General features: G+C 68.9%; 20 protein-coding genes. 15 read left to right on the top strand and 5 right to left on the bottom strand.

Annotation, left to right across the window (positions count from 1 at the left end; translation table 11 throughout):
* Window positions 1-79 precede the first annotated feature (79 nt).
* The 6 genes from RIB45_RS07755 to RIB45_RS07730 all read left to right on the top strand — a co-directional run bounded on the left by RIB45_RS07755 (window position 80) and on the right by RIB45_RS07730 (window position 8120).
* Window positions 80-1288: a BaiN/RdsA family NAD(P)/FAD-dependent oxidoreductase gene (locus RIB45_RS07755; protein WP_350049674.1), complete on the top strand. Its 1209-nt coding sequence runs from the start codon at window positions 80-82 to the stop codon at window positions 1286-1288.
* 59 nt (window positions 1289-1347) lie between these two features.
* Window positions 1348-1578 (top strand): hypothetical protein, encoded by a 231-nt coding sequence (locus tag RIB45_RS07750; protein WP_350049673.1) that lies wholly within the window; start codon window positions 1348-1350, stop codon window positions 1576-1578.
* Between the two features lie 187 nt (window positions 1579-1765).
* Window positions 1766-3280 carry an acyl--CoA ligase gene (locus RIB45_RS07745; RefSeq protein ID WP_350049672.1) on the top strand — a complete coding sequence of 505 codons (1515 nt, stop codon included), beginning with the start codon at window positions 1766-1768 and terminating at the stop codon, window positions 3278-3280.
* Entirely contained in the window at window positions 3277-4299 is a 1023-nt protein-coding gene (locus tag RIB45_RS07740; protein WP_350049671.1) for a 2-dehydropantoate 2-reductase, read from the top strand. The genes RIB45_RS07745 and RIB45_RS07740 overlap by 4 nt, the downstream gene beginning before the upstream one ends.
* Window positions 4300-4729: 430 nt before the next feature.
* On the top strand, window positions 4730-6025 hold the full coding sequence (locus RIB45_RS07735) for an ATP-grasp domain-containing protein (RefSeq protein ID WP_350049670.1): 1296 nt from the start codon (window positions 4730-4732) through the stop codon (window positions 6023-6025).
* 43 nt (window positions 6026-6068) lie between these two features.
* A complete protein-coding gene (locus RIB45_RS07730; protein WP_350049669.1) occupies window positions 6069-8120 on the top strand; it encodes a CocE/NonD family hydrolase in 2052 nt (683 codons plus the stop codon).
* 16 nt (window positions 8121-8136) lie between these two features.
* On the opposite strand, the gene RIB45_RS07725 is transcribed toward RIB45_RS07730, so the two are convergent.
* The gene (locus RIB45_RS07725; protein ID WP_350049668.1) at window positions 8137-8412 is read right to left on the bottom strand and encodes a cupin domain-containing protein; all 276 of its coding nucleotides are present in this window, start codon (window positions 8410-8412) and stop codon (window positions 8137-8139) included.
* A 193-nt stretch (window positions 8413-8605) separates the two neighbouring features.
* Between RIB45_RS07725 and RIB45_RS07720 the strand changes: the two genes are divergently transcribed.
* Genes RIB45_RS07720 through RIB45_RS07690 form a run of 7 tightly spaced genes read left to right on the top strand, consistent with a single transcriptional unit; the run spans window position 8606 to window position 14564 of the window.
* The gene (locus tag RIB45_RS07720) at window positions 8606-8794 is read left to right on the top strand and encodes a periplasmic nitrate reductase, NapE protein (protein WP_350049667.1); all 189 of its coding nucleotides are present in this window, start codon (window positions 8606-8608) and stop codon (window positions 8792-8794) included.
* Window positions 8795-8798: 4 nt separating this feature from the next.
* Entirely contained in the window at window positions 8799-9338 is a 540-nt protein-coding gene (gene napF / locus RIB45_RS07715) for a ferredoxin-type protein NapF (protein WP_350049666.1), read from the top strand.
* Window positions 9335-9658: a chaperone NapD gene (locus RIB45_RS07710; protein WP_350049665.1), complete on the top strand. Its 324-nt coding sequence runs from the start codon at window positions 9335-9337 to the stop codon at window positions 9656-9658. Before napF ends, RIB45_RS07710 begins: the two co-directional genes overlap by 4 nt.
* Window positions 9659-9663: 5 nt before the next feature.
* Complete coding sequence (gene napA / locus RIB45_RS07705) at window positions 9664-12159, top strand: nitrate reductase catalytic subunit NapA (protein ID WP_350049871.1); 2496 nt, start codon at window positions 9664-9666, stop codon at window positions 12157-12159.
* Window positions 12160-12204: 45 nt separating this feature from the next.
* Window positions 12205-12711 (top strand): nitrate reductase cytochrome c-type subunit, encoded by a 507-nt coding sequence (locus RIB45_RS07700; RefSeq protein WP_350049664.1) that lies wholly within the window; start codon window positions 12205-12207, stop codon window positions 12709-12711.
* Window positions 12712-12721: 10 nt separating this feature from the next.
* Window positions 12722-13321: a NapC/NirT family cytochrome c gene (locus RIB45_RS07695; RefSeq protein WP_502882561.1), complete on the top strand. Its 600-nt coding sequence runs from the start codon at window positions 12722-12724 to the stop codon at window positions 13319-13321.
* Window positions 13322-13340: 19 nt separating this feature from the next.
* Window positions 13341-14564 carry an NnrS family protein gene (locus RIB45_RS07690; RefSeq protein WP_350049663.1) on the top strand — a complete coding sequence of 408 codons (1224 nt, stop codon included), beginning with the start codon at window positions 13341-13343 and terminating at the stop codon, window positions 14562-14564.
* On the opposite strand, the gene RIB45_RS07685 is transcribed toward RIB45_RS07690, so the two are convergent.
* The 4 genes from RIB45_RS07685 to RIB45_RS07670 all read right to left on the bottom strand — a co-directional run bounded on the left by RIB45_RS07685 (window position 14561) and on the right by RIB45_RS07670 (window position 21095).
* Complete coding sequence (locus RIB45_RS07685; RefSeq protein WP_350049662.1) at window positions 14561-16024, bottom strand: efflux transporter outer membrane subunit; 1464 nt, start codon at window positions 16022-16024, stop codon at window positions 14561-14563. The genes RIB45_RS07690 and RIB45_RS07685 overlap by 4 nt on opposite strands.
* The gene (locus tag RIB45_RS07680) at window positions 16021-19254 is read right to left on the bottom strand and encodes an efflux RND transporter permease subunit (protein WP_350049661.1); all 3234 of its coding nucleotides are present in this window, start codon (window positions 19252-19254) and stop codon (window positions 16021-16023) included. Before RIB45_RS07680 ends, RIB45_RS07685 begins: the two co-directional genes overlap by 4 nt.
* The gene (locus tag RIB45_RS07675) at window positions 19251-20405 is read right to left on the bottom strand and encodes an efflux RND transporter periplasmic adaptor subunit (protein ID WP_350049660.1); all 1155 of its coding nucleotides are present in this window, start codon (window positions 20403-20405) and stop codon (window positions 19251-19253) included. The genes RIB45_RS07680 and RIB45_RS07675 overlap by 4 nt, the downstream gene beginning before the upstream one ends.
* A 120-nt stretch (window positions 20406-20525) precedes the next feature.
* Window positions 20526-21095, bottom strand: a complete 570-nt coding sequence (locus RIB45_RS07670) for a response regulator (protein ID WP_350049659.1) — start codon at window positions 21093-21095, stop codon at window positions 20526-20528.
* Window positions 21096-21278: 183 nt separating this feature from the next.
* Here RIB45_RS07670 and bchE point away from each other — a divergent pair, with 183 nt between their 5' ends.
* Window positions 21279-22949: a magnesium-protoporphyrin IX monomethyl ester anaerobic oxidative cyclase gene (bchE, locus tag RIB45_RS07665; RefSeq protein WP_350049658.1), complete on the top strand. Its 1671-nt coding sequence runs from the start codon at window positions 21279-21281 to the stop codon at window positions 22947-22949.
* 5 nt (window positions 22950-22954) lie between these two features.
* Window positions 22955-23587 (top strand): bacteriochlorophyll 4-vinyl reductase, encoded by a 633-nt coding sequence (bchJ, locus tag RIB45_RS07660; protein WP_350049657.1) that lies wholly within the window; start codon window positions 22955-22957, stop codon window positions 23585-23587.
* The last annotated feature ends 4 nt before the right edge of the window (window positions 23588-23591 follow it).

The raw sequence follows: 23591 nt of genomic DNA, 5'->3' as shown, positions 1-23591 counted from the left end.
CGGCGTCTCGCATCGGGCTTGGCGCCGGGCGCCAAAACAGGCATTCACCGCGGCGAGCACCCGCAGGAGCCGCCGCAAAATGCCCTCGCCCGCGCCCCCGGAACAGTTCGACGCCGTCATCCTGGGCGCCGGCGCGGCCGGGTTGATGTGCGCGCTGACGGCCGGCCAGGCGGGCGCGCGCGTCCTGCTGCTGGACCACGCGGACAAGCCGGGCAAGAAGATCCTGATCTCCGGCGGCGGGCGGTGCAACTTCACCAATCTGGAAAGCGGCCCGGCGGCTTTCCTTTCCGCCAATCCGCATTTTTGCAAGTCCGCACTGGCCCGCTACACGCAGTGGGATTTCATCGAGATGGTCTCGCGTCACGGGATCGCGTGGCATGAGAAGACGCTCGGCCAGCTGTTCTGCGACGGCTCGGCGCGCGAGATCGTGGACATGCTGCTGGCCGAGTGCCAGGCCGGCGGCGTCGATCTGCGTCTTTCGCACCGGGTGACGGACATCGCGCGCGCCGAGCGCTTCCGCATCGAGACCGATCGGGGGGCCTTCGAGGCCCCCAATCTTGTGCTGGCCACCGGCGGCCCGTCGATCCCGAAGATGGGCGCCAGCGGGTTCGCCTACGACGCCGCCCGACGCTTCGGCTTGCGGGTGATCGACCCGGAGCCGGCCCTGGTTCCGCTGACGCTCGGCGCGGCGGCGCTCGATCTGGCCAAACCGTTGTCCGGCGTCGCGTTCGACTGCACAGCCGCCTGCGCCGGCGCGCGCTTTCGCGAAGCCGCGCTCTTCACCCACCGCGGCCTGTCGGGTCCGGCGATCCTTCAAGTCTCCAGCTATTGGCGTCCGGGCGACGCGGTGAGCCTGGACATGGCGCCGGGCGTCGATGCGGCGGCGGCGCTGGTCGAGGCGAAGCGCGCGCGCCCGAAAATCGAGCCGCAGACGATGCTGGCGGGCCTGCTGCCGGCGCGCCTCGCCAAAGCCGTGGCGGCCGACGCACTGCCCGCACGGCGGGTCGGCGATATCGCCGACAAGACGCTCAGCGCGCTGGGGGAGCGGCTCAACCGCTGGATCGTCGAGCCCGTCGGCACCGAAGGCTTCGCCAAGGCGGAGGTGACCCGCGGCGGCGTCGGCACCGACGGACTCTCCTCGAAGACGATGGCGGCGAAAGACGTTCCCGGGCTTTACGTCATCGGCGAGGCGCTCGACGTCACCGGCTGGCTCGGCGGCTACAACTTCCAATGGGCTTGGTCCAGCGGTTGGGCCGCCGGCCGGGCGATCGGCGCGCGCGACGCTTGAGACGCTTGAAAAGCCCGCCCGGCTGATCGACGCTGCGCGCGACAGGCGGGAGGCGAGCCATGACTGCAGACGACGAGACCCGGGACGAGCGCGGCGACAAAAGGCGCGACGGCGCGGTCATGCTGATCGGCGGGATCGCCCTGGCGATCCTGGCGGGCGCCACCATGCTGTTCATCGCCCGCGGCGAAGCCGTGCTGCCGCGCTTCGAATCATCGGTGGTGGCGCTATTCCTGGCCTGGACGTCGGGCGTCCTGACGACCCAAGGGGTCGCAAGACTGCGGCGGCGCTGACGATCGGGCGGCCGCGGCGTCCGAAGGTCGGCGACCCCGTCGCCGCGGAGCGCGGTATTCGAAAAACGCATCCGCCCCGTCGTCCGGGCTTGGGTTCGCCGGAGCGCAGTTCTAGGCTGCGGGCGCGGGGATTTTGTCCCCCGGGCGAACGGAAAAGTCTGCGGGGCGCAAGTGTGAGGAAACAGCCATGTCGAACAAATCCGTCAAAGCTCTGATCGCCGCCGGCGCCGACGAGGCGGTCGCGCTGACCGCGCCCGGCCGACCGGACATGACCTACGCCGATCTGCGTGCGCACTGCCGTAGTCTGCGCCGCCAACTGGCCGCGCGCGACATCGGCCCGGGCGATCGGGTCGCCATCGTCCTACCCAACGGCCCGGAGATGGCGAGCGCCTTCCTCGGCGTCGCCGCCGGCCTGTCGGCCGCGCCGCTGAACCCGGCCTACAAACAGTCCGAATACGCCTTCTATCTGGAGGATCTGAAGCCGAAGCTGGTGATCGCGGAGGCCGGCGGCGACAACCCCGTGCTCGCGGCGGCGAGCGCGCTTGGAATACCCGTCGCCGAGGCCGTCGTCGCCGAGGGGGCCGCGGCCGGCGCCTTCCGGTTGTGGGATGAGGAGGCTGACGCCTCCGACCCGGCGGAGGACGACGAAGCGCTGGTCCTGCACACCTCCGGCACCACTTCGCGCCCGAAGGTGGTGCCGTTGACGCAGCGGAACCTGTTCGCCTCCGCGCGCAACATCGCCGAGACGCTTCAACTCACGTCGGCGGATCACTGCCTGAACATCATGCCGCTGTTCCACATCCACGGGCTGATCGCGGTGGTGCTGGCGTCGATGAAGGCGGGCGCGTCGGTGTGCTGCACGCCGGGCTTCAACGCGCTCAAGTTCCTCGACCTCGCGGCGGAGCAGAAGCCGAGCTGGTATTCCGGCGTGCCGACGATGCACCAGACGATCCTATTGCGCGCCAAGCGCAATCCCGATGCGCTGGCGAAGATCGACTTCCGCTTCGTGCGCTCCTCCTCCGCCTCGCTGCCGCCGGCGGTCTTCAAGGAGTTGGCGGAGACCTTCGACTGCCCTGTCATCGAGGCCTACGGCATGACCGAGGCGACGCACCAGATGGCCTCCAACCCGCTGCCGCCGGGCGCCCAGAAGCCGGGCTTCGTCGGTCTGCCCGCGGGGCCGGAGATCAAGATCCGCAAGCTGGACGGCGCCGACGCCGCGCAAGGCGAGGAAGGCGAGGTCTGCATCAAGGGCGAGAACGTGACCCCCGGCTACGAGGCCAATCCGAAGGCGAACGAGGAGAGCTTCGTCGACGGCTGGTTCCGCACCGGCGATCAGGGGCTGCTGGACCCGGACGGCTATCTGAAGATCACCGGGCGCATCAAGGAGATCATCAACCGCGGCGGCGAGAAGGTCTCGCCGCTGGAGGTCGATGATTTCTACATGGACCATCCGGCCGTGCAGCAGGTCGTCACCTTCGCCCTGCCCCACAAGATGCTGGGCGAGGAGGTCGCGGCCGCGGTCGTGCTGCGCGAGGGCGCGCAGGCGAGCGAGAAGGAGCTCAAGGACTACGCCGCCGAGAAGCTCGCCCCCTTCAAGATCCCGAAGAAGTTCGTCTTCGTCGACGAGATCCCGAAGGGCGCGACCGGCAAGCTGCAGCGCATCGGCCTGCACGAGAAGCTGGGCTTGGGAGAGGCGGAATGACGCGGGTCTGCATCTTCGGCGCCGGGGCCATCGGCGGGCTGATGGCGGGCGCCCTGGCGGAGGCCGGCGCCGACGTCTCCATCGTCGCGCGCGGGCCGCACCTCGCCGCCATGAAGAAGAACGGCATGGTCCTGCGCATGGACGGCCGGGAGAAGACCTACAAGGTCGCGGCCAGCGACGACCCGGCCGATCTCGGCGGGCAAGACTACGTCGTCATCGCGCTGAAAGCCCATTCCGTGCCGCCGATCGTGGACAAGTTCGCCCCGCTTTTGGGGAAGGAGACGGCCGTCGTCTCAGCCGTCAACGGGCTGCCCTGGTGGTACTTCTACAAGGCGGGCACCGGCACCGCGCTCGACGATACGCCGATCGAGACGGTCGATCCCGGCGGCGCGCAATGGAAGACCTTCGGACCGGAGCGCGCGATCGGCTGCGTCGTCTACCCGGCCGCCAGCGTGCCGGAGCCGGGCGTAATCGAACACAAGTACGGCAACCGCTTCTCGCTGGGCGAGCCGGACGGCGAGCAGACCGAGCGCCTGGAGACGCTGTCCAAGCTGATGATCGCCGGCGGCCTGAAAGCCCCGCGCAAAGGGCGGCTGCGCGACGAGATCTGGATCAAGCTATGGGGCAATTGCAGCTTCAACCCCGTCTCGGCGCTCACCGGCGCGAGCCTCGACCTGATCGGCGAGAACCCGGCCTGCCGCGACGTGGTCCGACGCATGATGCTGGAGTGCAAGGCGGTCGGCGAGGCCGTCGGCGCGCGCTTCGCCGTCGACGTCGAGCGGCGGATCGACGGCGGCGCGGAGATCGTCGGCCACAAGCCCTCCACCCGCCAAGACGTGGAGCAAGGCCGCCCGATGGAGCTCGACGCGCTCACCTCGACCGTGCTGGAGCTGGCGCGCCGGCTCGACATCCCGACGCCGACGCTGGACGCGGTCGCGGCGCTCGTGCGCATGCAGGGCGTCGTCCTCGACCTCTACGAGCGCAAGCCGGCGCTGGAGGAGATCATCTTTCCCAGCTGACGCGCCCGCGCCGGTCTGCGTGAACCGCCTGCCCCTTGGACGGCTGATGCGTTGAAAAAAGGAGCCTGTCGTCCCGGGCGGCCGACAGGCCGACCTGGGATGACGTCCCTTCTGAAAATCCGAGGACTCGCCAAAGGCCGTCCACCGCCCCCCGGCCTTGCGCCGGGGGAACAGCGGTGCGCGTCGGCGGACGCGAGAGCCCGTCGGCCCGGAGCCCGTCCGGGCCGACGAGGCGGGAGGCCCGCGGCTTGCGGATCGTCCTTCTGCATGAACTGCCTTGATGACCTTGTCCTCCCTCCGCCAGAAGGAGGCCCCCCGCGCAGGCTAGGGGCTTTTCGACCGATCCGCCTGCGGCGCGGGGTTGTTAGCCTTAACGTCCATCCCCATTCCTTTAGGAGGACGACAAACGCGACCCGGACGGAGGCGGTTTATGACCTACGATGTCGGCGTCGTTGGATTGGACGACTTCAACGGCTCGAAACTCAAGCACCTGAAAGGCGCCGACGATTGCCGCTTTCGCGGCGTCATCACGCGGCCCGAGACGATCATCCACGGCCCGGACTATCCGTTCGAGGAGCGGCTTGAGGCCGCGCGCGCACGCATCGGCGAGGCGGGCGGGATCGACGGAATCCTAACCTATTGGGATTTCCCCTCCTCCTCGATCGCAGCCGCGCTCGCCGAGGAGTTCGACGTGCCCTACGCCAGCTTGGAATCCGTGCTCAAATGCGAGCACAAGCTCTGGTTCCGCGAGGAGCAGGCGAAGGTCATGAAGACGCCGGACTTCGCCGGCTTCAATCCCTTCGACGACGACCCGATGGCCGCGATCCATCTGGACTATCCCTTCTGGGTGAAGCCGGTTGTCGGCCATTCCTCTATGCTGGGCTTTCGGATCGAAAGCCGCGCGGACTTTGATCGCGCGATCGAAGAGATCCGCGCCGGCATCCGCGACCTGACCAAGCCCTTCGCCTATGTGATCGAGCGGGTCGGCCTGCCCGATCATCTGAAGGAGGGCGGCGCCGATCTGTGCGTCGCGGAGGAGATCATCTCCGACGGCGACCAGTGCACCGTCGAAGGCTACGCCAAGGACGGCGAGGTCGTCTCCTACGCACTGATCGACTCCATCCGCTTTGAGGACGGCCACACCTTCCACCATTACAGTTACCCGAGCCGCGAGTCGGACGAGGCGTACGCCCGCATGGCGCGGGAGAGCGAGCGGCTGATCCGGCGGCTCGGCTACGACGATGCGCCCTTCAACATCGAGTTCTTCTTCAATCGCGAGGAAGACCGCCTCGACATCCTGGAGGTGAACGCGCGGCTGTCGCAATCCCATGCCGGCCTGTTCGAGCGGGTGGACGGCCGGCCGCACTTCCAGTTCGCGCTCGACCTCGCGCTGGGTCGCGAGCCGCGCTGGGACCGCGGCGGCGGTCAGTTCAACCGCGCCGGCAAGTTCTATCTGCGCCGCTTCGAGGATGCGATCGTCGAGCGCACGCCGAGCGATCGGGACGTCTGGCGGATGCGCGAGCGCTACCCCGACGCTGAAGTGGAGACGGCTTGCGAGGAAGGCGATCGCCTTTCCGAACTGAGGGAGCAGGCGCCCGGCAACTACATCTACGCCGAACTGTTCCTGGGCGCGGACAGCGAAGACGACCTGATGGCGCGCTACGAGGATTGCCTGGAGATTCTGGGCTTCCGCTTTCGCCCGGTCGAAGAGCGCCGCGCCTCCTGACGCCGCCCGACTTGCCCGAACGACCATCGCGAGGTTCGCCCGCATGCCCTACGCCGACGACGCCCCGGAGGAGATCGAAGTGATGCGCCATGTGCGCATCCCCGTGACCGACGGGCTGGAGCTTTCCGCCCGCATCTGGCTGCCGAAAAGCGCGCACCAGACGCCGGTCCCGGCGGTCCTGGAATACATCCCCTATCGCAAGAACGACTTCACCGCCCCGCGGGATTCGATGCACCACCCCTATTTCGCGGCGCGCGGCTACGCCTCTGTTAGGGTCGACATCCGCGGCAGCGGCGACAGCGACGGGGTGCTGGCGGACGAGTATCTCCAGTCGGAGCTCGACGACGGCGTGAAGATCCTAGAGTGGCTGGAGGCGCAGCCCTGGTGCACCGGCGACGTCGGCATGATCGGCATCTCCTGGGGCGGCTTCAACGGGCTGCAGATCGCCGCGCTGCAGCCGCCGCAGCTGAAGGCGGTGGTCAGCGTCTGCTCGACCGACGACCGTTACGCCGACGACGTGCACTACATGGGCGGCTGCCTGCTCGGCGACAATCTGAGCTGGGCCTCGCAGATGTTCGCCTACAACTCGCTGCCGCCCGACCCTGAGGTGGTGGGCGCGCGTTGGCGCGACATGTGGCTGGAGCGGCTCGAGGGCTGCGAACCCTGGATCGTCAACTGGCTTGAGCATCAGCGCCGCGACGAGTTCTGGCGCCACGGCTCGATCTGCGAGGATTGGTCCCAGGTCAAGACGCCGGTGATGGCGGTGTCCGGCTGGGCCGACGGCTATTCGAACGCGGTTTTCCGACTGATGGAGAATCTGCAGGCGCCCTGCCTCGGCCTCGTCGGACCGTGGAGCCACAAATACCCCCATATCGGCGAACCCGGCCCCGCTATCGGCTTTCTGCAGGAGTGCGTGCGCTTCTGGGACCATTGGCTCAAAGGGATCGACAGCGGGATCATGGAGGAGCCGAAGTTGCGCGCCTGGATGCAGCATTCCGTCGCGCCGACGCCAAGCTACGATCATCGCCCCGGTCGCTGGGTGGGCGAACGCCGCTGGCCGTCCGAGCGGGTGAAGGAGACGCCCTACGCGCTGGCCTCCGCCTATCGGCTGTTGCGCACGGATACGCTCGACTCGCTCGATCCGGCGGCGAAGAACCTGGACGATCAGGAGTTCATCTCCGTGCAGTCCCCGCTCTCGACTGGTTTGTTCGCGGGCAAATGGTGCTCCTACGCCGCGACTCCGGACCTGCCGCACGACCAGCGGCAGGAGGACGGCGGCGCGCTCGTCTTCAACTCCTACCGCCTGGAGGAAGACGTCGAGATCCTCGGCGCGCCCGAGATCGATCTGGATTTCGAGGTGGATCAACCGGTCGCCATGGTCGCGGTGCGCCTTTCGGACGTTAGGCCCGACGACAAGGCGACGCGGGTCACCTACGGCGTCCTCAACCTGACGCACCGCAACGACCACGGCGAGCCCGAGCCGCTGGAGCCCGGCAAACGCTATCGCGCGCGGGTGCGCCTGAACCGGATCGCCCAGTGCTTCCCGGCCGGCAACCGGATCAGGGTCGCGATCTCGACCAGCTACTGGCCGTTGGCCTGGCCGGCGCCGACGGTCGCGAAGCTCAAGGTCTACACCGGCTCCAGCCGCCTGCTGCTGCCGATCCGCGAAGGCCAGGCGCTGGACGAAGCGGTGGCGTTCGAGCCACCCGAGATGAACGAGCCGCTGGAGACCGAGACGCGCGGCCTGACGCACCACAATTGGACGGTGGAGCGTGACTTGGCGCTCGACCGCTCGACCCTGCACGTGGTCGACGACAACGCGCGCAGCTACCTGCCCGACGCGGATCTGGAGCTCGAGCAGAAGACCGAGGAGTGGTACAGCTCCGAGAATGACGATTTTCAATCGATCGCGGGCGAGGTGCAGGCGGTGCGCGGGTTGCGGCGCGAGGGCTGGCATGTCCGCACGATCACCCGCACCCGCCTGCAGTGCGACGAGGAAAACTTCCGGGTCATCGCGGAACTCGACGCCTACGAGGACGACCGCCGAATCTTCAGCCGCAATTGGGAGCGCCTGATCCCGCGGGACCTGGTCTAGCGCGGGCGAGGCGCGCTCAGCCCCGCACCGCCGCCAGGAAGCGCACGCCGTCGGGACCCGCGCGCTCCTCATGCACGACGCCGCCGGGCACTTCGACGGTCGCACCGGGGCCGAGGACGACGGGCGGCGAGCCGTCGTCGTAGACGACGGTCATCTCCCCCGCCAAGCCCAGCAGATAGAGCGCGCCGTCGTGGGTGTGCATCGCATTGACGCGCCCCGCCTCCCAGCTTTTCTCGATCGGCGCCTCGAAGCCGCGGGCGGCGGCCTCCTTGCGAAAATCGTCCGGAGTCATTGCGCCGTCCTCTCTTGTTCGGCCCCCATCAAGCCCGCGCCGACGGAGCGTAGCAAGCCGTCCGTATTTCCACGCCGTAACTACGGTCTTTTACACGCCCGCATCGATATGTTACGGTCTCCTACATAATTCGCGTCGCACGCCGACAAGCTCGGTTGCGCGGCAAATCCATCCGACGCGGAGGCGAAAGCCGATGCCGGAGACCGATGCGAGCCCGCAGGACCGGGACGCGCGGACGGTCAAGAAGCGCGAGCTTCGGACCTTTCTCTTCACCTGCTTCATCCTGTTCCCCGGCCTGGCCGTCGCCTTTGTCGGCGCCTTCGGCTTCGCCGTGTGGATCTTGCAGATGATCTTCGGGCCGCCCGGACCTCCGGGAGCTTGAGGAAATGAGCGCCGACGCCTCCCCGAAGCCGGCGGACGCGCCTGTCGACCACGGCCGGCGCGCGCTGTTGCGCGGGCGCCCCGCCGGGCCGCCCCCGGTCCGTCCGCCCTGGACGGACGAAGCCCGGCTGGCGGACGCCTGCACGCGATGCGGCGCCTGCCTGTCCGCCTGCCCCGAAGACATCCTGGTCGCGGGATCCGGCGGCCTGCCCGCCGTCGATTTTCACGCAGGCGGCGGCGAATGCATCTTCTGTCACGCCTGCGTCGACGCCTGTCCGGAGCCGGTCTTCGAGGCCGAGCGCGATCCGCCCTGGCGTCTTTCCGTGACGATCGCGCAAGACCGCTGCCTGCCCCACGCGGGGGTCCATTGCGAGGCCTGCCGCGACGCCTGCCCGGAGGGCGCGATACGCTTCGCGCCCCGTCTCGGCGGCCCCCCGACGCCTGAGATTCTGCCTGAGCGATGCACCGGTTGCGGGGCCTGCGTCGGCGTCTGCCCGGAAGAGGCCGTCGCGATCGCCCCCGCGCGGCGGGAGGCGCCCGCATGACGGAGCCCGTCCACATCGCCAGCCTGATGGTCCAATGCCGGCCCGAGGCGCTGGACGCCCTGGCCGAGCGCATCGCCGCCGAGCCGGAAGCCGTGATCGCCGCGCGCGACGCCGCCGGCAAGCTGATCGTGCTGCTGGAGACCGAAAGCTCCCAGCGGATCGCCGATCTGTCCCACGCGTTCGCGCTGCTAGACGGCGCGTTGGGCTGCTCGCTCGTCTTCCACGGGATCGACGACGAAACCGACGTCGAATCCGACCGCGGCGACGACGCGCAGCCCGCAACAACATCCCCCTCCCCCACCGAGGAGAGCAGAAAATGAGCGAGATGAAGCCGACCCGTCGCGCGGTCCTTAAGGCGAAGGCCGCCGCCAGCGCCGCCGCCGCCGCCGGCGTCTCCCTGCCCGCGCAGGCCCAGAACCTGGTCGCCGAGCGCGAGAAGGCCGAACTCAAATGGTCGAAGGCCGCCTGCCGCTTCTGCGGGACCGGCTGCTCGGTCATGGTCGCGACCAAGAAGGGCCGCGTCGTCGCAACCCACGGCGACGTGAAGGCGGAGGTCAATCGCGGCTTGAACTGCGTGAAGGGCTACTTCCTCTCCAAGATCCTCTATGGCGAGGACCGCCTGACCCAGCCGCTGCTGCGCAAGAGGCACGGCGAATACGCCAAGGACGGCGAATTCACGCCGGTCAGCTGGGACGAGGCCTTCGACGTCATGGCCGCCCAGTTCAAGAAGACGCTGAAAGAGAAGGGACCGGAGGCGGTCGGCATGTTCGGCTCCGGCCAATGGACGGTCTGGGAGGGCTACGCCGCCGCCAAGCTCTTCAAGGCCGGCTTTCGCAGCAACAACATCGACCCGAACGCCCGGCACTGCATGGCGTCCGCCGTCGGCGGCTTCATGCGCACCTTCGGCATGGACGAGCCGATGGGCTGCTACGACGACATCGAGCACGCCGACGCCTTCTTCCTGTGGGGCTCCAACATGGCGGAGATGCACCCGATCCTCTGGACCCGGGTGACCGACCGGCGGCTGAGCGCGCCGCATGTAAAGGTGGGCGTGCTGTCGACCTTCGAGCATCGCTGCTTCGATCTGGCCGACATCCCAATGGTGTTCACGCCGCAGACCGATCTCGTGATCCTGAATTTCATCGCGAACCACATCATCCAGACCGGCCGCGTCAATCAGGACTTCGTGGACAAGCACGCGACCTTCCGGCGCGGCGTGACCGACATCGGCTACGGGCTGCGCGACGAGCATCCGCTGCAACAGGCGGCCGCGAACGCCGACAACCCCGGCGCCTCCAGCCCGATGAGCTTCGAGGAGTACAAGGACTTCGTCGCCGACTACACGCTCGACTACGCGCATGAGATCTCGGGCGTGCCGAAGGAGCGTCTCCTTGAGATGGCCGAGCTCTACGCCGATCCGGAGGTGAAGGTCACATCCTTCTGGACGATGGGCTTCAACCAGCACACCCGCGGCGTCTGGGCCAACAACCTGATCTACAACATCCATCTGCTGACCGGCAAAATCGCAGAGCCGGGCAACAGCCCCTTCTCGCTGACCGGCCAGCCGTCCGCCTGCGGCACGGCGCGCGAGGTCGGCACCTTCTCCCACCGCCTGCCGGCAGATATGGTCGTTATGAACCCGGACCACCGCAAGCTGGCGGAGAAGATCTGGAAGCTGCCCGAGGGGGCGGTTCCCGAGAGGCCCGGCTATCACGCCGTCCTGCAGAACCGGAAGCTCAAGGACGGCGCGCTCAACGCCTATTGGGTGCAGGTCAACAATAATATGCAGGCCGCGCCGAACTTGAACGAGGAGACGCTGCCCGGCTATCGCAACCCGGAGAATTTCATCGTCGTCTCCGACGCCTATCCGACCGTGACGGCTCAGGCCGCCGACCTGATCCTGCCGACCGCCATGTGGGTCGAAAAGGAGGGCGCCTACGGCAACGCCGAACGGCGCACCCAGTTCTGGCGCCAGCTGGTGGACGCCCCGGGCGAGAGCCGCTCGGACCTGTGGCAGCTGGTCGAGTTCTCCAAGCGCTTCCGCGTCGACGAGGTCTGGCCTGCCGAACTGGTCGAGGCCGCGCCGGAATATAAGGACGCGACTCTCTACGACCTCCTGTTCGCGAACGGTCAGGTCGACCGCTACCCGCTGGAGGAGACCGCCGACGACTACGCCAACGACGAGGCGGAGGCCTTCGGCTTCTATATCCAGAAAGGTCTGTTCGAGGAATACGCCCGCTTCGGGCGCGGCAAAGCGCACGACCTCGCCGCCTTCGAGCGCTATCACGAGGAGCGCGGCCTGCGCTGGCCCGTGGTCGACGGGGAGGAGACGCGCTGGCGCTACCGCGAGGGCTACGACCCCTACGTCAAGGAGGGGGCCGGCGTTGAGTTCTACGGCCATGAGGACGGCCGGGCGCGCATCTTCGCCCTGCCCTATGAGCCGGCGGCGGAGAGCCCGGACGAAGAGTACCCGATGTGGCTCACCACCGGCCGGGTGCTGGAGCATTGGCACTCCGGCTCGATGACCCAACGCGTTCCGGAGCTCTACAAGGCCGTACCCGACGCGGTCGTCTACATGCATCCTGACGACGCCGACCGCCTGGGCGTGCGGCGCGGCGACGCGGTCGCGGTCACCTCCCGCCGCGGACGGATGAAGACGCGGGTCGAGACGCGCGGGCGCAACAAGATGCCCGAAGGCGTCGTCTTCGTGCCCTGGTTCGACGCCAGCCAGCTGATCAACAAATGCACGCTGGACGCCACCGACCCGATCTCCAAGCAGACCGACTTCAAGAAGTGCGCGGTCCGGATCGAGAAGGTCTGAGCCATGCCCCTGCAGAACCGAAATCGTCACAGGAAGGAGACCGCCATGCGCGCCGCAAGCCTATGCGCCGCCTGCCTGCTGGCGCTCGCCGCCTTCTCGACCGCGGCCGTCTCGACCGTCGCGGTATCGACCGCGGCCGCGCAGGAAGCGGGCGCCGGCCTCGCCCACATGCGGGGCGCCGAGCCGATCGGGGATCGGACCGAGCCCCCGATGATGGCCCGCACCGAAGACGGGGCGGAGCGTCGGGTCCGCAACTATCCCGAACAGCCGCCCACCATTCCCCACGAGATCGAAGGCTATCAGCTCGACCTCAAGGCCAACAAATGCCTGAGCTGTCACGCGCGGCGACGGACGGGGGAGAGCGGCGCCCCGATGGTGAGCGTCACCCACTACATGGACCGCGACGGGCAGTTTCTGGCCGCGGTTTCGCCGCGCCGCTACTTCTGCACCCAGTGCCACGTCCCCCAGCAGGACGCCCGCCCGCCGGTCGAAAACACCTTCGTCGACGTGGACGATCTGCTGAGCGCCGCCGGCGGCGACGCCGACGAATGAGGGGGCGGCCATGATGCGAAAGCTTATTGATTGGGTGAAGATCTTCTGGCGGACGCTCTCCCGTCCGGCGGTGCATCTGAGCCTCGGCTTCCTGACGGTCGGCGGCTTCGTTGCGGGCGTGCTGTTCTGGGGCGGCTTCAACACGGCGATGGAGGCGACCAACACCGAGGAGTTCTGCATCGCGTGTCATGAAATGCGCGACAACGTCTATGAGGAGCTCAAGACCACCGTCCACTTCTCCAACGCCTCCGGCGTGCGCGCGACCTGCCCCGACTGTCACGTGCCGCACGACTGGACCGACAAGATCGCGCGCAAGATGCAGGCCTCGAAAGAGGTTTGGGGCTGGGTCTTCGGCACCATCGACACGCGCGAGAAGTTCGAGGCGAACCGGCTGCGTCTGGCCAAGCACGAATGGCATCGGCTCCAGACCAACGATTCGCTGGAGTGCCGGAACTGCCACAGCGAGGACTCGATGGACCTCACCCAGCAGAGCCCGCGGGCGGCCGAGGCGCACCGTACGCAACTGATCGACGGCTCGAAGACCTGCATCGACTGCCACAAAGGGATCGCGCACGAGTTGCCCAACATGGCCGGCGTCGAAGGCTGGTGAGACGGAAGGGCCGGATCCGATGAGCGAGGCGAGACCCGCGGGGGGCGTGCCGCGCTACGCCAAGCCGCGCGCCGCCGGGCTTTTCAGCCGCGGCTTTCGTCCCTTCTTCCTGGCGGCCGGCGTTTATGCCGTTGCCCTGATGCTCTATTGGCTCGCCTGGATCGAGGGGGCGGCGCCGGCCATCGCGGGTCCGTTCGATCCGGTGTCCTGGCACGCGCATGAAGTGCTGTTCGGGGTCACCGGGGCCGCCATCGCGGGCTTCCTGTTGACCGCCATTCCCAACTGGACCGGCCGCCTGCCGCTGCAGGGCGCCGGGTTGGCGGGGCTGTGCGGGCTATGGCTGGCGGGGCGCCTTGCGGTCGCGACCGGGACGCCGGCGGATCCTTGGGGCGCGGCGGCGATCGACCTCTCCTTCCCCGTGATTTTCCTGAGCGTCGTCGCCCGCGAGATCCTCGCCGGGCGCAACACGCGCAATCTGCCGATGGTCGCCGCGCTCGCCGTCTTCGCCCTGGCCAACGCGATAACCCACGCCGAGGCGGCCGGCTGGGCGCCGCCCGACGGCGTCGAGCCGGGAATCGGCCTGCGCCTCGGCCTCGCGACGCCGGTGATGCTGATCGTGCTGATCGGCGGGCGGATCACCCCGAGCTTCACCCGCAACTGGCTGGTCAAGCGCGGCGCAACGCGCCTGCCGGCGGCGGCCGGGCCGGTCGACGGGATCGCGATGGCCTGCGCTCTTGTCGCGCTGCTGCATTTGGGCGTCCGGCCCTACGATCCGTGGCTCGCGCTCACCGCAGGCGCGGCGGCGACGGCGCTGGCGCTCCGGCTCGCGCGTTGGCGCGGGACGGCGACGGCCGCCGAGCCGCTGTTGCTGGCGCTGCACATCGGCTACGCGTGGCTTCCAGTCGGGTTCGCGACGACGGCGGCTGCGGCGGCCTTTCCGGCAATCCCGTTGAGCGCGGCCTTCCACGCCTTCGGCGTCGGCGCGATCGGGACCATGACGCTGGCCGTCATGACGCGCGCGACGCTCGGCCATTCCGGCGCGGCGCTCACCGCCGACCGTTGGACGCTCGCCATCTTCGCCGCGATCACGCTCGCCGCGTTCGCCCGGCTTGCGGCCGCGATCCGACCGCAGGACGGGCCGCTCTTGCTGGCGCTTGGGGCCGGCGGGTGGATCCTCGCCTACGGGCTGTTCAGCCTGACCTACGGCCCGCGCCTTCTGGGGCGGCGGGATCCCGGGGCCTAGGCGTCCGGCGCGGGGGCCAACCCTGCCGCCTGATACAGCGCGATCGCCTCGCGCGCCAGATCGGTGCGGGCGTCGGCGAGGTCGAACCGCCGATCGGTCAGCGAGCGCTGCGCCTCCAGCACGTCGAGGAAACTGGCCAGACCCTGCGTGTAGCGCTGTTCGGCGCGGGTGAAGGCGAGACGATTAGCCGTCACCGCCTGCTCCAAGGATTGAACCCGCCGGGCGGCGCCGGCGTAGCCTTCAAGCGCCCCCTCCACCTCCTGCAGCGCGCCCAGAAGGGTCGCGCGATAGGCGAGCAAGGCCTGTTCCGCGCGCTCCGTCGCCGCCTCGACCTCAGCCTCCTGCGCCCCGCCGTCGAACAAGGGCGCGTCGATCGCCAAGAACAGCGAGCCGACGATGGCCGTCACCATCTCGCCGGTGAAGACGTCCGACAGGTCGAGCCCGATGCGCCCCGGCAGGCTGAATTTCGGATAAAGCTCCGCCTCCGCAACGCCGATCTCGGCGGTGGCACGGATCAGCGCCTCCTCCGCGGCGACCAGGTCGGGCCGCTGGCGCAAGAGATCGAGCGGCGCGCCGATCGGCGGCCCGCCGGATATCTGCGGCGGCGCCCCCGCCTCTCTCACCGCGTCCGGCAGCGCGCCGGGCGGGGATCCGGTAAGAACCGCCAGCGCGGCGGCCGCGCGTTGGATTTCAGTGCGGATCGGCGCGCGATCGGCCTCCAGCGCCGCCAACTCCGCCTCGGCCCTCGCCATATCCAGATCGGAGGCGAGGCCGCTGTCGACGCGGCCCTGGACCAGCTGCAGCGAACGGCGCTGCAGCGCCAAAGACTCGTCCGCCAACGCCAATCGGGTCTGCGCGCCGCGCAGGTCGGCGTAGGTGCGCGCGATCTCGGCCGCCACGCCGAGCGCCGCATCGCGCCGCTCCGCCTCGATCAGGCGCAGGTCGGCTTCCGCCGCCTGAATTTCCCGTTCCATGCCGCCGAACAGATCGAGCGACCAGTCGAACACGGCCGCAAGGCCGAACGCCCCGCCGAGGGCGCGCTCCTCGTCGCGTTCGGCGTCGGCGTAAGCGCGCCGGCCCTCGATCCCGGCCTCCGCTTCCGCGTCCAATGTGGGGCGCTTGGCGGCCCGGGCCCCGCGCAGCAGCGCGCGCGCCTCGCGCACTCGGCTGTCGGCGGTCAGCACATCCGGATTTTCGGCCAGGCCGCGGGCCACCAACCGATCCAGCAGCGGGTCCTGAAACCGGGTCCACCAACGCCCCGCCTCCACCGCCTCGCCCGCCAGGAAGTCCGGGCGCGGCGCGGCGTAACTTGCGGGAATGTCCGGCTGCTCCGGCGCGACATAGTCGGGACCGACGGGCCCCTCCCCCCAGGAGGCCCAGTCGGGCAGCCCTGTCCAGCAGCCGCCGAGCAGCAGCGGCGCGACCATGAGCGCGGCCTTCAAGCCGGCCGCCCGCCTCATGCCGTCCCCGCGGGTTGCGGCGCGCGGCCCTGCTCGGCCATCTCGTCCTCGACGTCCGTATCGCGCTCGACCGCGTCGCCGGCGGCCGCCAGCTCGGCGGCCAACCGGTCGCCGCCGTGGGCCCGCGGCTTGGCGAACCGCGCGAGGCCGAGATAGATCACCGGCGCGAGGAACAGAGTGTAGAGCGTCGCGATCCCGAGTCCCCCGAAGACGACCCAGCCGATGGCGCTGCGCGCCTCCGCGCCCGCCCCGGTCGCCAGGATCAAGGGCGCGCCGCCCAGCACCGTCGACAGCATCGTCATCATAACCGGCCTGAGGCGGATCAGCGCCGCGTTGCGCACCGCCGCGCGCACCGAATAGCCGCGGTCGCGCAGCTGGTCCGCGAACTCCACCACCAGGACGCCGTTCTTCGCCATCAGCCCGACCAGCATGATCAGGCCGATCTGGCTGTAGATGTTGATGCTGGTCCCCGTCGCCGCCAGCGCGAAGATCGCGGCCGACACGCCGAACGGCACCGTCAGGATGATCACCAGCGCCGAATTGACGCTTTCGAACTGCGCGGCCAGGACGAGCAGCACCACCAGGATCGCGATCGCGAAGGTGACGGCGACGTCGTAGGCGGTCTCCTCCAGCGTCTCCGCCTCACCCAGCAGCTTTAGGGCGATCCCGGGCGGCAGCACATCGTCTGCAAGCGTCTCGACGTCCGCGACAGCTTCGCTCAGCGCATAGCCCGGAAGCAGGCCCGCGTCGATCTCGACCGCGCGCTTCTGCGCGTGGCGGTCGAGTTCGGTCGCGACCCCCCTCTCGCGAATCGTCACCAGCGAGGTGAGCGGGACCATCCCGCCCGCGTCCGTGCGTACGTAAAGGCCTCTCAGATCGTCCGGCGCGTCGATTGCTCCGGCGGCGGATTGAAGGATGACCGGCACGGCCTCGTCGTTGACGGTGACCTCCGCCACCTCGAAGCCGTCGACCATGGCGCGCAGCACGTCGGCGATCGCCTCCACCGGAACGCCCAGATCGGAGGCGCGGCGCCGGTCGATGTCGAGCGACAATTCCGGCTGCGTCGCCTGATAGCTGAGGCGCAGATCCTCCATCTGATCGGGGTGGCGTTCGCGCATGGCGGCCATCATGGCGTCGGCGGCCGCCGCCAATTCGGTGTAGTCGTCGCCGAGCAGCGCGATCTCCAAGCCCCCGCCGGCGCCGCGCAGATTGAGGCTGTTGGGCGCGATGATGCGGACGTTCATGCCTGGGATGTCGGAAAGTTCGCCGCGCAGCGAGGCGGCGATCTCCTGCTGCGAGCGAGCGCGCTCCGCCCACGGCTTCAGCGGCGCTACGGTGTAGGCGCGGTGCATGTCGTAGCGCCCGACGATGGTGAAGATCGTCTCGATCTCGCCGTCCGCGCGCAGCGGACGCAGCGCGCTTTCCACCCGCTCGACCTGGCGGCCTGTGTATTCAAGGCCGACGCCGTCGGGGCCGGTCTGCCAAATCAGCAGCATGCCGCGGTCTTCAGCCGGCGTCAGTTCGCGTTCGATATCGGTGAACAGCAGCGCCGAGCCGACGGCGGCCGCGCCCGCGATCGCCAGCACCACGAAGGGCGCCGCCAGGGCCCCGTCCAACAGCCGTTCGTAAGCGCGAGCCACCGGCCGGCCGAGGACGCCGAGGCCCGAGCCCTGCGCCGTGCGCGCGCCCTTCTCCCCGCCGCTGCGGTCCGGCAGCCGGGCCGCCAGCATCGGGCACAGCGTCAGCGCCGTGAAGGAGGAAATCGCAACCGCGATCGCCAAGACGAACCCGAACTCGACGAACAGCCGGCCCGCCGTCCCCGGCAGGAAGGAGATCGGCAGGAAGACCGAGATCAGCGTCGCCGTCGTCGCGATCACCGCGAAGAAGACCTGCCGCGCCCCCACCACCGCCGCGGCGAAGGGCGCGAGGCCCTGATTGCGCCGGCGCTGGATGTTCTCCAGCACGACGATGCTGTCGTCGACGATCAGCCCCGTGGCCAGCACGAGCGCGAGCAGCGTCAGGATGTTGATCGAAAAGCCGACGAGCCAGATCGCCGCCACCACGCCGATCAGCGCGACCGGGATCACCGCCGCCGGGATCAGCGTCGGCCGGATCGAGCCCATGAAGAGATAGATCACCGCGATCACGATCAGCACGGCCAGCGCCAGCGTCGTCAGCACCTCGCGCACCGCGCTTTCGATGAAGACCGCATCGTCGGATATTTTGATCACGCGGGCCTCGTCGAGCCGGCGGTTCAAGCGCTCCACCGCGCGGTCGACGCCCTTCGAGATTTCGATCGTGTTCGATTGCGCCTGCCGCACCACGCCGAGGCCGATCACCCGCTGACCGTCTACCTGAACGTAGTTGTCCGCGTCGGCCGGGCCGTAGAACACCTCCGCCACGTCGCCCAGCGTCAGGTCGCCGCGCACCACCAGCCGCTCGACATCCGCCGGCCGCCAGACGGAGGCGTCGGCGCGCACGATCAGCATCTGATCGTCGGACTTGTAGCTGCCCGCGGGCACGTCGAACCGCGCCCCCTCCAGCGTCGAGGCCAACTCATCGACCGACAGATCGTATCCGGCGAGTTGCAGCGGATCGACCACCACGCGCAGCACGCGCTCGCGGTCGCCGAAGAGACGCACCTCCGCGACGCCGGGCACGTTGGCGAGCTCGGCCGCCACCTCCTCGTCCGCCAGCTCGGTGAGATCCGCTTCGCTCAACACGTCGCTCGCCACCGCCAAGCGGATGATCGGATCGGCGTCGGCGTCGGCCTTGACGACGACCAAATCTTCGATGCCGTCGGGCAAATCGCGCTCGATTCCCGCCACCGCTTCGCGCAGATCGATCGCCGCGGTGTCGAGATCGACGCCGGGATTGAACTCGACGCGCATGCGCGCGTTGTTCTCCTCGCTGGAGCTGGCGATGGAGCGCACGCCGGGGACGCGGGCGGCCGCGCCTTCGATGACGCTGGTCACCTCGGTGTCCATCGTCTCGGGCGCCGCGCCCTCCCAAACCACGCGGATCGAGACGGTCGGCCGATCGACGTCCGGCAACTCGCGCACTTCGACCCCGAGAATCGCGGCCAGCCCGGCGATCACGATCAACAGATTGACGACGACGATCAGCACCGGCCGGCGGATGCTGAGCGCCGGCAGCCCGCCTAGCAGCGGGCTGGAGAAGCGGGTTCGACGATCCGGCGCGTCCGCGCCGTCCGGCGCCTCTTCGCTCACGATCCGCCCTCCGCCGGCGCCGCCGGCGTCGGCTTCTCGGCCTCCGCCTCGGCCGCAATACGGCCGGAGACGCTGAGGCGCACGCCCTCGCGCATGCGCTGCACCCCCTCGACGACGATCTCGTCGTCCGCGCCAAGCGGAGCGTCGATCAGGATGCGGCCCTCGCCGCGTTTGACGATCTCGACGAAGACTTTCTCCGCGCGGCCGTCCGCGGCGCGCCAGAGATAGGCGCCCTCCCTTCCCCATTGGACGGCGGTCTCGGGGACGCTGACGTAATCGCGGCCGGGCAATTCGATGAAGATCGTGAACGACATGCCCGGACGCAGCCGATCGCCCGCATTCGGCAGGCGCGCGCGGGCGCGGATCGTGCGCGTCGACGCGTCCACGCGGCTTTCAAGCGCGCTCAGCCGGCCGTAGAAGGTTTGTTCCGGCAGGCTCCAGGCGCCGGCCTGCACGGGCATGTCGAGGGCGAGGCGACCGAGGTAAATCTCCGGAAGGTCGAAATCGACCAGCAGCGCCGAGCGGTCGTCGAGCGTCGTCAGCAGGGTCTCCGACGTCACGCGGTCGCCGGGTTCGATCCGCGGGATGCCGACCACCCCGTCGAACGGCGCCTCGATCGTGCGATCCTCCAACGCCACTTCGGCCTGATCGCGCTCCAGGCGCGCGCGCTCCAGCGCCGTGCGGGCCGCGTCCACTTCGCTCTGCGAGACCGCGCCCGTTCGCACCGCGCGCTCGAAGCGCTCGAGCGTCTGCTCCGCGTCCTTCACCGCGACAAGCGCCAGGTCGAGAGCCAGCTGTTCGCGTCGGTCGTCGAGGCGAACCAGCGCCTCGCCGGCCGCAACGCGCTCACCGGCCTTGAAAGAAACGTCCGTGACTTCGCCCGAAACGCTGGAATAGAGCGTCACGGCCTTGAGCGCGAGGCCGTCGCCCACCGCTTCGATCACCGTGCGGTCGCGACGGAACTCTACGCCGGAGACGAGCACGGGCGCGCCCTCGGACTCCGGCGTCAAGGCCGCGCCCGACCCGTCGGCGCCGGCGGCGTCCCGCTCGAGTCCCGCCAAACGCAACAGCCCCAGATCGCGGGCGTCCCAAAGGGTGTAGGCGAGCCCGGCGATGACGGCCACCACCAGCAACTGACGTAAGATCGACATGCCTCAAAGCCCTCGGGCGCCGGCTGCGCGCGTGCGCCGCTCTCGGCCGCGTCTCACCGAATAAAGCGATTCGCCCGACGTTCGCGAGACGTCAGGCTGCATCGGTTGAGAGCTAGGGCGTCACCAGCCGTTGGCGAGGGCGTCGGGGCCGCCTGCGGCGTCGCGCAAGGCCGCGCGGCGCATCTGCGGGCCGTCGATCCCGCGCGCGCTCCTCACCCGACGGTCGGCGGAGGCGACGTCCGCGAGTTTGCGCCGACGATCGGGGCCGAAATAGCAGGCTTCGCGCACGAAGGGTCGGGGTCGCTCGATGAGAGAGGCGAGACGCTCATAAATCGCCTGCGTCGTGAAGGGCTTCACAAGAAACTCGGTCGCGCCGACGTCCCGCGCGCGCAGGACCCGCTCCTCCTCCACATGGGCGGAGCACATGACGACGGGAAGGAAGCGCACCAGATCATTGTGGTGGCCTCGCACGCGAGAGATCAGATCCAAACCGGACATGGCCGGCATCTCGTAATCGAAGAAGGCGAGATCGAAAGCGTGGCTTTCCAGATAGGACAGCCCTTCCAGCGGGCACTCGCTGACGCTGACCCGATCGAGACCGAAGCTGCGCAACACCATGCGCAGCAGATCGCCCATGAACCGGTTGTCGTCGACGATCAGCACCTGAAGACGCTGGAAATCGTAAGCCATCCCGTCTCTCCCTCGGCGCGCTCCTCCGGCGGGTGCAGTCCGCGCCTGCTGCACCCGCCCCTAGGCTCACGCGGCGTCGGTCGCGCCGCGACCCTCGTTTGAGGGGGCGCCCTTTGATTTATGTCAATCTCTCTAGCCGCATTAGCTGTCACGTTAAGTGGACAGATCAAGGGAGGCGACCTCATGCGCATCGTGCTGATCCATCCGAACTACCATTCCGGCGGCGCCGAGATCGCGGGCAACTGGCCGCCGGCCTGGGTCGCCTATCTCTCCGGCCACCTGAAGGACGCCGGCTATGACGACGTCCGCTTCGTCGACGCCATGACCAACCATCTGACGGACGAGCAGGTGCGCGACATGTTGGTCGACCTGCAGCCCGACGTGGTCGGCACGACGGCGATCACTCCCTCGATCTACAAGGCGGAGAGCATCCTGAAGATCGCCGCCGAGGCGGTTCCGGACGCGGTGCGCGTGCTGGGCGGCGTGCACGCCACCTTCATGTACCGTCAGGTGCTGACCGAGGCGCCGTGGATCGACGTGATCGTCCGCGGCGAGGGCGAGGAGATCTTCCGCGAACTGATCCAGGTGATCGACGCCGGGCGCTGGCCGACCGACCGCGCGCACATCAAGGGACTCGCCTATATCGAGGCGGACGATACCGGCGAAGCCGGGCGCATCGTCGCCAACGAGGCGGCGCCGACGGTCAAGGACATCGACGCGATCAACCCCGATTGGTCGCTTCTGGAATGGGACAAGTATATCTACGTGCCGCTGGGCGTGAAGGTGGCGATCCCCAACATGGCGCGCGGCTGCCCCTTCACCTGCAGCTTCTGCAGCCAATGGAAGTTCTGGCGCGACTACCGCATCCGCGACCCGAAGAAGGTGGTCGACGAGATCGAGACGCTGGTCGAGGAGCACGGCGTCGGCTTCTTCATCCTGGCCGACGAAGAGCCGACGATTAACCGCAAGAAGTTCATCCAGTTCTGCGAGGAGCTGATCGCCCGCGGCCTGCCCGACAAGATCAAATGGGGCATCAACACGCGCGTGACCGACATCCTGCGCGACGAGAAGTTCCTGGAGCTCTATCGCCGCGCCGGGCTGGTCCACGTCTCGCTCGGCACCGAGGCGGCGGCGCAGCTGAAGCTCGACCGCTTCAACAAGGAGACGAAGGTCGAGGACAACAAGCGCGCCATCCGCCTGCTGCGCGAAGCCGACATCTTCGTCGAGGCGCAGTTCATCGTGGGCCTGGAGAACGAGACGGCGGAGACGCTGGAGGAGACCTACCGGATGGCCTGGGACTGGCAGCCGGATCTGGCCAACTGGGCGATGTACACGCCCTGGCCCTTCTCCAAGCTGTTCGAGGATCTGGGCGACAAGGTCGAGGTCTTCGACTTCGAGAAGTACAATTTCGTCACCCCCATCATGAAGCCCGAGGCGATGGAGCGGGGCGAGTTGCTCGACCGCGTGATGAATAATTACCGGCGCTTCTATATGCAGAAGGCGCTGTTCCATTACCCCTGGCGCGGCACCGGCTTCCGGCGGCGCTATCTGCTCGGCTGCCTGAAGGCCTTCCTGAAGGCGGGCTTCCAGCGCAAGTTCTACGATCTGGGCAAGGTCAATTACTGGGGCCCGCAGTCGAAGAACAAGGTCGACTTCAACTTCGACCGCACCAAGCGCTCGGCCCCGGTGAAGGCGGATGATTGGGTCGCGCTCGCCGACGGGACGCGCAAGGCGCAAGCGGCGAGAGCGCATGAGGCCCAGAACGCATCCGCCCAGGCGAGCGCGTGCGGCGGCGGGACCGAGCAGCTCTCCGACGCGGAGCTTGAGGCCCGCACCGTCCACCCGGCGGAGTGAGCGCCGTGGCGCTCGCCGCCGCGGCGGACGCGGCGCCGACCCGCGAGGGCGCGCGCCCCGGCGCCGCCCATCCGGACGGCTTGATAGGCCCCAACTCGGTCATCCAACTGGCCGAAGCGCTCGGCGCGCGCGAAGGCGAGGCCGCCGTCGACCGGTTGTTCGAGCGCGCGGGCCTGGCCGTTTGGCGGGGCCGGTCGCTCGACGCCATGATCCCCGAGGCCGTGCCGGCGGCGCTGTTCGACGCGCTGTTCGCCGCCTACCCGCAGGACGACGCCCAGGCGATCGCGGCCGACGCCGGTCGGCGCACCGCCGATTACGTCATGGCGCACCGGATTCCCGGGCCGGTGAAGACGCTGTTGCGCCTCACGCCCGCGCCGATCGCGGCGCGGCTCCTGTTGACCGCGATCGGCCGCAACGCGTGGACCTTCGCCGGCTCCGGCGTCTTCACAAGTCGCTACGGCGGGGTTAGCGTCATCGCGATCGCGGGCAATCCGATCGCCATGCCCGGCTGCGTCTGGCATGCGGCGGTTTTCACGCGGCTGTTCCGCCGCCTCGTCTCAAAGAAAACGACGATCCGGCATCCCGCCTGCCGCCTCGCCGGCGACGAGGCCTGCCGGTTCGATATCCGGCTGCGCTGACCCG

This window comes from Marivibrio sp. (assembly GCF_040218065.1).
Classification (GTDB): domain Bacteria; phylum Pseudomonadota; class Alphaproteobacteria; order UBA8366; family Aestuariispiraceae; genus Marivibrio.
Note: the sequence above shows the minus strand (reverse complement) of the source record. Positions and strands in the feature narration are given on the sequence as shown.